Origin of the sequence: uncultured Nitrospira sp. (genome assembly GCA_902500695.1) — a bacterium.
Lineage (GTDB): Bacteria > Nitrospirota > Nitrospiria > Nitrospirales > UBA8639 > Nitrospira_E.
The window spans coordinates 69,248-78,497 of sequence record CABVRQ010000007.1 but is presented as its reverse complement, the minus strand read 5'-3'; the positions used below and the strand labels follow the sequence as shown (position 1 = coordinate 78,497).

The window sequence follows — 9,250 nt, the reverse complement described above, 5'->3', positions numbered from 1 at the left end:
TCGCAATTGGGCTTTGATTTCTTCCTGGGCTTCGGTTCTGAGATCCGGCGTAATCATCGGGTAGTTGAAATCGGGAATTTGTAGTGCATGGACCAGCGTCAATTCTTCAGGCGGCGTAAAATGTGCAAGAGCTTTAACAGCAAAGGTGGAACAGATTGACCCATCAATTGGAACGACAATTCTCATGGGATCTCCCTTATCAAAGTTGTTCTCCTAGCCATACCTTGATGAGGGGCAGCAAGAGGAATGCCATCGTGAGACCACGTCATCTCCCAAGAGGCGTAATTTTCCCTGAAGTTTGAGGGCAGTCTGAAAATGAGAGAGGGAAATCGGAGTGGCTCATATCCACGGCAAGGGACTTTCCTTAAAAATTACAAAATATTCAAAAAGGCTGGATTCGGTCGCTCGCTAATTCTTTAGGAAGTCAAAATAGGATGAGACGGGTTGGGACAGGTGGTGCAAATTGCTACAGTAGGGAAATTGCTGATTGGTGAGAAAAGCTACAGAGAGGATGAGGTTTCCTTGCCGCCTCTGGTCAACAATCAGGAGTGGATGGGGGAGTCATCGAAGGGAAATGTACCTTACCCAGGATGGGCTGAGTCCGTTACCTTTATGAATAGTGGTTAGTTAAACAAGGAATACTGCAATGATCAACGATTCTCCTGCTATTTTAGTCGTGGATGATGAACCCGAAATGCAGCAATTACTTCGGGACATTCTCGAGGAAGAGCATTATCGAGTCATGATGGCTTCAGATGGTCACGAGGCGCTCAACCGGATGGAAACAGAGAAATTTCCTGTGGTTTTAACAGACTTGCGGATGAAAGGCATGGATGGACTGGCATTGTTGGATCATGTGCTTCGGAAGCATCCGGAATCCAATCTTATCATGATGACGGCATTTGGTACCGTGGAATCGGCCGTTGATGCGATGAAGCTAGGCGCGTTTGACTATCTCACCAAGCCCATCAAGAGCAATGAATTATTGGTAACGGTGGCGAAGGCGATGCGAGAGGCGCTCCTTCGCCAGGAAGTGAAACAGTTACGGCAACAGGTCAGCCGGGAATTTGCGTTTGACCAAATTATCGGAAGAAGCAAGCCGATGAAGGAAATTTTTGATCTGATCCGGCGAGTGGCTAATTCACAGACGAATATTCTGATCACGGGAGAAAGTGGGACGGGAAAAGAACTCGTAGCCAAAGCCATTCATTTTAATAGTCAACGTAAGTCTGCTCCCTTTGTTCCGGTGAATTGTGCGGCGATTCCCGAGCTGTTGTTGGAAAGCGAGCTCTTTGGTCATGTGCGTGGCGCTTTTACGGATGCCAAATCGGATAAACCGGGTTTGTTTGAAGAGGCTCACGATGGCACATTGTTTTTGGATGAAATCAGTGAAATGCCCATGATGCTTCAAGCCAAGTTGCTTCGTGCTGTGCAAGAGCGGGAAATCCGGCGGGTAGGGGCGACTCGCTCCATGTCGATTAATGTCCGGTTGGTGGTTGCCACGAACGTGCAGTTGGCTGAGGAGGTCAAGGCCAAGCGGTTTCGAGAGGATTTGTATTATCGTCTGAATGTAATTGAACTGCACTTGCCTCCCCTTCGTGATCGCAAAGAGGATCTGCCGATTCTGGTTCAGGGATTGCTACAAAAGAGTGCGACCGCGCAGCAGAAGCATATTGAAAATGTAGAAGAATCGGCCATGGCCAGGCTCATGGATTATCAGTGGCCAGGTAATGTGAGAGAGTTAGAAAATATCCTGGAGCGTGCGGCGACCCTGACGCAAGGGAAAAGGATTTGTCTGGACGATCTCCCCTCGAATATTCGCGAAATCCAAGGGGATGGACAACTCATCGGAGATGCCGCAGAGCGGCTACTGCCCCTGGAGCAGTTGGAAAAGTCCTATATCCGGCGGGTCTTGGAGAAAATGGGTGGAAATAAATATCAAACGGCGCATGTGCTCGGCATTGATCGAAAGACATTATATCGCAAGCTGGCTGAAATGGAAGACGTGGTGTGAACGCCAGAACAGTCGGATGAATTGCGTTGAATCATGCTGCTACCGGAGTAATCTTTCGATGTCCGTATTGAGTCCGGTCAGGATGCTTCATCGGGCCCTGTATCATCAATGCATTGAATCTTAAGTTCCTGTTTGTCAGAATCAACCTCCAGGTGAATCGATGAGTTACGAGCCACCCCCCCCAGACCTTCAGGACGAAGTTCATCTGCTCCGACAGGAATTGGCAGAGCTGCGGGCCGTTCAGGCGATGCATCAGGAAACCAAAGACGGGTTCGAAGCGATTGAGCAGCAACTAGCGAGCATTATCCATTCGGCCATGGATGCCATTATCATCATTGATGACGATCAACGGATTGTCATCTTTAATGCGGCCGCTGAGGAAGTTTTTCAATGTTCGCCTCAAGAGGCACTGGGAAATACCCTCGACCAATTTATTCCAATCCCTCTGCGGTCTGCCCATCGTGAACACATCCGCCGATTTGCCGAGACTGGAGCAACCTCCCGACGGATGGGTGCGAACATGGAAATTTCCGGACTTCGACGGAATGGGGAGACCTTTCCTTTGGAAGCCTCGATTTCTCAAACTGAACAATCGGGGAAGCGATGGTTGACGGTGATTCTTCGGGACATTTCCCGACGAAAGCAAAACGAGGAGCGGTTGTCCTATCTGGGGAGAATTCTTGAGGAATCTGTCAATGAGATCTATGTGTTTGATGACACGACGCTTCGATTTACTCAAGTCAACAAAGGCGCGAGGGAAAATATCGGCTACAGCATGGAAGAATTGTGCGTGATGACACCGTTGGACTTGAAACCCGATCTTCCGAAGGAAAAGTTTCTGGAGCTGTTGACTCTTCTTCGGACGGGCCAACGGGACCAAGTGAATTTTCGAACATCTCATCGGAGAAAAGATCGAACGATGTATCCGGTTGAAGTCCATCTTCAATATTTACAGGAGGAGGGTCGTCGGGTCTTCCTCGCGATTATCCTGGATTTGACAGAACGGGTGGCGACCGAACATGAATTACAGGAGGCCCAACGGACCTTATCGACCCTTCTCACGAATCTTCCCGGCATGGTCTATCGATGTCAAAATGATCGGGATTGGACCATGGAGTTCGTCAGCCCGAGTTGTCAAAGTCTGACGGGATGTTCACCTGACCAATTTGTCGAGACTCGAGAGGTGTCGTATGGCCGGGATGTGATGTTTCAAGAGGATCGCGAGCGTATTTGGCAGCACGTGCAGGAGGCTCTCAAGGACCGTAAGCCGTTTCAGTCCAGCTATCGGATTCGAACAAGGGAGGGAACCATCAAATGGGTGTGGGAACAAGGCTGTGGGATCTTTTCCGAAACAGGCGAGGTTGTCGGGATTGAAGGGTATGTTGTGGATATTACCCAACAACGCGCATTGGAGGATCAACTCCGAAAAACGGAACGATTGGCCGAGTTGGGCACCTTAGCATCGGGAATGGCCCATGAAATTGGCACACCGATGAATGTGATATTGGGAAGAGCCGAACTGTTAATGCGTAAAGCTCCGGATGAGCGCACCAGGCGGGGATTGGAAACCATTGTGAACCAGGTGGAACGCATTACAAAAATCATGAATCAGTTATTAAGCTTTGCCCGGAAACGTCCGGCTGAACGTCAGGGTGTCAACTTAGAGGTTGTGATGATCGATGTTCTGGATGTGCTGCAGGAGAGGTTGGGTACACAGCATATTCAGGTCATCAATACTGTGACACCCCACTTGCCGAAGGTGTTGGCGGATCCCGACCACATGAACCAGGTATTTTTAAATCTTATTTTGAATGCCTGCCAGGCGATGCCTGATGGAGGTACTCTGAGCCTGACCCTTCATCCAAACCGTGATACCGTGGAACTCACCGTGCAAGATACCGGGATTGGGATTCCTCAGGAGCAACTCTCAAAGATTTTTGATCCGTTTTTTTCCACCAAGGCTGTGGGGGAGGGGACCGGCTTAGGGCTCACGGTGGTTCACGGCATTCTCCAGGAACATCAAGGTGCCATCTGTGTGACTAGTGTGCCGGGCCAGGGGACGACCTTTATCGTTTCCTTGCCCATTCATTTTCAAGAAGTCAGGCGTGAGGCGTAGGTCGAGGATGAGTCTAAATTTAATCTGCTGAATGCTTCTTTTTTCCTTTTCTCCTTATCCCCTTACTGCTCACTCCTCACGTTTTCCCCTTCACGATTCCAATCCCCTTTGTTCGTGTCCTTCCGGTTCGATGTGGACGACCACGTCCTCCAGGGGTTCAAACTGATCAATGAGATGCTCTTCAATTCTGGTTGCGAGCGAGTGGGCTTTTTTGACGGTTAGCGTTGCATCAACGTGAACCGAGAGATCCATGAACACATGGTGGGACAGTCCCCGTGTTCTAATATCATGACAGTCCCGGACGCCGGCGATCGACATCACAACTTTTCGAACCTCTTCAGGATCCAAGCGATTGGCATCGGTTAAGGAATACAGGACATCCTTGAGTACAATAAATGCGGTCCAGGCGATCACGGCAGCAATCAGGACCGCCACCAAAGGATCTACGAAGGCATATCCGGCTTTCACAGCCAGGAGCCCTGCCAGAACTGAGCATGATGTCAGGACATCACTCGCCGTGTGATAGGAGTCGGCTGTGAGGATATCGCTTTTCAGTTCGGTGCCCTTTTGCCGTTCCCATCGGGTCACAAACATATTGACACCCATGGTCATGATCATGATTAAGAAACTGAAGCCGGTGACCTGAGGGTGCACATCAAGAGTCCATGACTGATAAGCTTTCCAAAGAAGATAGACGCAGGTCATGACCAGGAAGCCTCCGATGGATCCGGCTGTCAAGGCTTCAAATTTTTTATGACCATAGGGATGATTCGCATCGGGAGGAGGGGCGGTCAGCCAGAGCCCGATCAATCCAATGACATTTGAGAGGCCATCGAAGGTTGAATGAAGGCCATCAGCCTGCATGCCCAATGAATGGGTCACGACGCCATACCCCCACTTTGCTGCGGCGACAGCCAGGTTCAATGCCAGAATCCAACAGAGAACCCGACGAATTTCTCGAAGACGGCTCATGTGTGGTGTCATGGAATCAAGACGAAAGCTTGAGTCTTTTGAGTTCGGTTGATCTCATTTACCCCGTTGCACCGAAGAGCGCTCCGACTCCTGCGGTCATTCCCATGGCCAGTGCACCCCATAAGGTGACGCGCATGGCTCCCGTCATGACCGAGGCACCGCCCGCCTGCGCGGCTAACCCTCCTAATACCGCGAGAAATATCAGTGAGGTTCCAGAAACCACGGGAATCAGTCTGGCCTCCGGAATGATGGTCGCGGTCACAAGAGGCAGGGCGGCTCCGACAGTGAAGCTGGCGGCCGACGCCATGGCTGCCTGAATCGGACGCGCACTGAGGTTTTCGGAAATGCCGAGTTCATCGCGTGCATGGGCGCCGATGGCGTCATGGGCCATGAGTTGTGTGGCGACCTGCTTCGCGAGCGTTGGATCAAGGCCTCGCTCAACATAGACCGCGGTAAGTTCCTTATGCTCACCCGAAGGGTCCGATAGAAGTTCCGTGTGCTCAAGTGCAAGGTCCGCATTCTCGGTATCGGCCTGTGATTGAACAGACACATACTCACCGGCAGCCATCGACATGGCTCCCGCGACCAGGCCGGCTACTCCCGCGATCAATACTTCGCTGTGAGTCGCATTTGCCGACGAGACACCGAGCAACAGGCTGGCTGTTGACACGATACCGTCGTTGGCGCCCAGGACGGCTGCCCGGAGCCATCCGATGCGTTCGGTTCGGTGACGTTCCCTATGTCGTATCCGCATGTGTCTAGTTTCCGTTAGTTCAGGTGCTCACTCCCGAAACCTGACTTTTCAAAACTTGTTCATTGGAGAAAAACCAATGCTCAATACGTATGCCCGGCCTCTCTACGTGCGAGATTCAGATTTTACTTGGCCAGGCGTTTACGGATTGACTGCAATTCTTTCTGTCGCTCCTTGGTCGTGGTCGGGTAACTCATGTTAAGACTCTTCAGTGTTTGGAGGATGACTTCTGAGATGATGAGCCTGGCGTTCTTTTTATCATCGGCAGGGACAACATACCACGGCGAGGTTTTCGTGCTTGTTGTACTCAAACAGGCCTCATAGGCCTGCATATACTCTTTCCAATACTTTCTTTCCTTGATGTCGGCGAGGCTGAATTTCCAGTTTTTCTCCGGCTCATCAATCCGTTGAAGAAACCGCTGTCGTTGTTCTTCCTCTGAAAGGTGAAGGAAAAATTTGATGATCCGCGTGCCATTGCGGTGAAGATGGCTTTCCAGGTCGATGATGGATCGGTACCGGTCTTGCCAAAGTGTCTTTTCATCCAGCAATTCGTCCGGCAGGCCCTGGCTCAGCAGAATCTCCGGATGCACGCGAACGATCAGGACTTCCTCGTAATAGGAACGATTGAAAATGCCGATGCGGCCGCGTTCAGGCAGAGACTGCGTGGTGCGCCACAGAAAATCGTGGTCCAGTTCCGTTGCACTGGGATGCTTGAAGCTAAACACCTGGCAACCCTGGGGGTTGACGCCGGACATGACGTGCCGGATGGCGCCGTCCTTGCCTGCGGCGTCCATGGCCTGAAATATCAGCAGCAATGCATAGCGATTGTAGGCGTAGTGGAGACGTTGGAGGTCGCTGAGTTCTTCTATATGTTTCTTGAGTACCTGCTTGTACTGTTTTTTCGAGTTATAAATATCCTTTACCCTGGTTGGCCTTTTGCTGAGATCGACCGTTGTGCCTTCATCTACTCGGAAACTCTTGGTCTGAATGTTCATGGTTGTTCTTCCCTTATAGTTCGATGTGTGGTTCACCTGCATGGCATTCCGTGGCGACTGGTTTGTTGGCTAGCGCTTCAAAGCCGGAGATGACGTCAAAGAGTTCCTCGTCGATACCGCTTTGGCGCAACTGGTGAAAGTGCCGATTGAGATCCTCCAGGAGTTCGTCGATGTTTTTCTCGGCGCGTTGCATGGCGGTGAGCCGGCTGGCGTTTTCACTGGCCAGAGATTCGGCGCATGCCCGAAAAAGCGAGATAAAGAGATACTCATGAATGAGCGCCTGCAGAGTTGCCGCACCACTGCCGATGGCCTCCGGCAGATTTCCCGTTGGCCACGGGAGTATGGCCAACTCGCTTCGCCAGGTTTCGTCCAGCGGCAAAAGGCGCTGATTGACCGGCGCATACACCGCTCTGGACGTGGGGCGGTTGTAAAAGAGGTGGAGTTCGGTGATTGCCCCGCGGCTGCGGCGCGTTTCGGTTTCTAGAAGAATGTTCCCGACAAGTGGAGTAATGGCCTTGACGGAATTCGGGACGGGAAAGAATCCTCCTAATGGCAGACCTGCATCTGCCAGGCGCGTCTGCACGCGCTCACCAACGGCCCATACACTGTGGTGACCAGACCGAGCGGCCAAGGCCTTGACGGCATAATCGGCTATTACCTCATTAAACTGGCCTACCAGCCCCTGGTCTGAACCGAACACGACGGCACCAATCGGACCTGAATGTGTACTCTTTTTCTGTTCTCCCATCAAGCCCGCCGGCGGGTCTTTCTGGAAACAGACGCTTAATCCCAGCTCTACCGTGCGGGCATAGTCGGCCAATGCGCTCACCGATTGCTCGTATTGTCCAATACTCGAGGCGGCCAAGGCCTTCATTGTGCGAACGACGGATTGGAGATCCCCGGCTCCGCCGATTTTTCGGCGCAGGCCCACGATGGTGTCGCTCATGATGTTTCCTTGAGTTCCGGTGTGAGCTGAAAGCATTCCAGTGCTTGACGGGCGATTCGAATAATCGTTTCACGATCTTCAGTATTCAATTTGGCCGGGCCTTCCAATCGTTTGCGTACCTCCAAGGGAATGTCGAGGGCCGCCTTGTACAAGGCCTGTTCGGCCTTCGTCATCTGGTCAAGCGGCACAGAATCGAAGAATTTGTCGGTCAACGCCAATAGCAAGGCGATTTGAGCGGGCACGGAAACCGGGGCGAATTCCGGCTGTTTGAGACAGGCGCGGATTCTCCGCCCGTGTTCGATAATAGTGCGGGTGTCGTCATCCAGCCGGGCGCCGAACCTGGCGAAGGTTTCCAGCTCTTCAAACTGGGCATAGGCCAACTTGAGGTTTCCCGCCACGGCGCGATAGGCCGCCCGTTGGGCCTTGCCCCCCACGCGGGAAACGGATCGACCGACATCGATTGCAGGCAGCACCCCTAATTCGAACAGGGTGGGCGAGAGATAGATTTGTCCATCCGTGATGGAAATCAGGTTGGTCGGAATGTAGGCCGAAAGGTTTTGTGCTTCGGTTTCAATGATGGGCAGCGCCGTCAATGAGCCACCACCCAGTTCTTTGCGCAGATGGGTGGCGCGCTCCAGAAGCCGCGAGTGAATGTAAAAGATGTCGCCGGGAAACGCTTCTCGACCGGGCGGGCGCCGCAGGAGCAAGGACAGCTCACGATAGGCGCGGGCGTGATGTGTCAGGTCGTCATAGACAACTAGCACATCGCGACCCTGTTCCATGAAATATTCGGCAATGCTGGTCGCGGCGTACGGCGCGATATAGGCGAGTCCCGGTGGGTCGTTGCCTTCGGTGACGACGACGATGGTGTATTCCATGGCGCCTTGTTCTCGGAGGGTGGCCACCACTTTGGCCACACCGGATGCGCGTTGGCCGATGGCGCAATACACGCAGAGCACATTCTGATCACGCTGATTGAGAATGGTGTCGAGAGCGATGGCGGTCTTGCCGGTTTGCCGGTCGCCGAGAATCAACTCACGCTGGCCTCGTCCAATCGGGATGAGCGCATCGATGACCTTGATGCCGGTTTGCAACGGCACCGTGACGGGGGCGCGATTCATGATGGGTGGTGCCGGACGTTCAATAGGGAGGCGATCGCCGGAGACTACCGGCCCGAGGCCATCCAGGGGCCGTCCCAATGGGTTGATGACTCGCCCGATTAATTCGTCGCCTACCGGCACGTCCATAACGTGTCCCCTGCGTTCGACCTCATCACCCGCATGCAACTGCCAGTAGTCCCCAAGAAGCACGACGCCGATTTCGTCTTCATCGACGTTGAAGGCGATGCCATACACATCACCGGGAAATTTCAGCACCTCCTCGAACCCCACGCGGGGAAGACCGGAAACTCTGGCGATACCGGTGGAGACGTTGGTGATCCTCCCCACCTCGCGGG

At 52.8% G+C, this 9,250-nt stretch carries 8 protein-coding genes; 2 read left to right on the top strand and 6 right to left on the bottom strand.

Annotated elements, in window-relative coordinates:
* Positions 1-186, bottom strand: a 186-nt coding sequence (locus AAH187_RS03190) for a universal stress protein (RefSeq protein ID WP_342346986.1), incomplete at its 3' end; no start/stop codon positions are given.
* Positions 187-646: 460 nt separating this feature from the next.
* Here AAH187_RS03190 and AAH187_RS03185 point away from each other — a divergent pair.
* Positions 647-2,014: a sigma-54 dependent transcriptional regulator gene (locus AAH187_RS03185; protein WP_342346985.1), complete on the top strand. Its 1,368-nt coding sequence runs from the start codon at positions 647-649 to the stop codon at positions 2,012-2,014.
* Positions 2,015-2,174: 160 nt separating this feature from the next.
* On the top strand, positions 2,175-4,130 hold the full coding sequence (locus tag AAH187_RS03180) for a PAS domain S-box protein (RefSeq protein ID WP_342346984.1): 1,956 nt from the start codon (positions 2,175-2,177) through the stop codon (positions 4,128-4,130).
* Positions 4,131-4,220: 90 nt separating this feature from the next.
* On the opposite strand, the gene AAH187_RS03175 is transcribed toward AAH187_RS03180, so the two are convergent.
* The 5 genes from AAH187_RS03175 to AAH187_RS03155 form a co-directional block, all read right to left on the bottom strand.
* Complete coding sequence (locus AAH187_RS03175; RefSeq protein ID WP_342346983.1) at positions 4,221-5,102, bottom strand: cation diffusion facilitator family transporter; 882 nt, start codon at positions 5,100-5,102, stop codon at positions 4,221-4,223.
* A gap of 58 nt (positions 5,103-5,160) precedes the next feature.
* Positions 5,161-5,856, bottom strand: a complete 696-nt coding sequence (locus tag AAH187_RS03170) for a VIT family protein (protein WP_342346982.1) — start codon at positions 5,854-5,856, stop codon at positions 5,161-5,163.
* A 122-nt stretch (positions 5,857-5,978) separates the two neighbouring features.
* Entirely contained in the window at positions 5,979-6,848 is an 870-nt protein-coding gene (locus AAH187_RS03165) for an ADP-polyphosphate phosphotransferase (RefSeq protein ID WP_342346981.1), read from the bottom strand.
* A gap of 13 nt (positions 6,849-6,861) precedes the next feature.
* Positions 6,862-7,794 carry a F0F1 ATP synthase subunit gamma gene (locus AAH187_RS03160; RefSeq protein ID WP_342346980.1) on the bottom strand — a complete coding sequence of 311 codons (933 nt, stop codon included), beginning with the start codon at positions 7,792-7,794 and terminating at the stop codon, positions 6,862-6,864.
* Positions 7,791-9,250: alternate F1F0 ATPase, F1 subunit alpha (locus AAH187_RS03155; RefSeq protein ID WP_342346979.1), on the bottom strand; the 1,460-nt coding region annotated here is incomplete at its 5' end. The genes AAH187_RS03160 and AAH187_RS03155, both read right to left, overlap by 4 nt.

Excerpts from the sequence above, each read along its gene's own strand:
- AAH187_RS03185 (WP_342346985.1), top strand. The coding sequence starts at position 647 with ATGATCAACGATTCTCCTGCTATTTTAGTCGTGGATGATGAACCCGAA.
- AAH187_RS03180 (WP_342346984.1), top strand. The coding sequence starts at position 2,175 with ATGAGTTACGAGCCACCCCCCCCAGACCTTCAGGACGAAGTTCATCTG.
- AAH187_RS03175 (WP_342346983.1), bottom strand. The coding sequence starts at position 5,102 with ATGAGCCGTCTTCGAGAAATTCGTCGGGTTCTCTGTTGGATTCTGGCA.
- AAH187_RS03170 (WP_342346982.1), bottom strand. The coding sequence starts at position 5,856 with ATGCGGATACGACATAGGGAACGTCACCGAACCGAACGCATCGGATGG.
- AAH187_RS03165 (WP_342346981.1), bottom strand. The coding sequence starts at position 6,848 with ATGAACATTCAGACCAAGAGTTTCCGAGTAGATGAAGGCACAACGGTC.
- AAH187_RS03160 (WP_342346980.1), bottom strand. The coding sequence starts at position 7,794 with ATGAGCGACACCATCGTGGGCCTGCGCCGAAAAATCGGCGGAGCCGGG.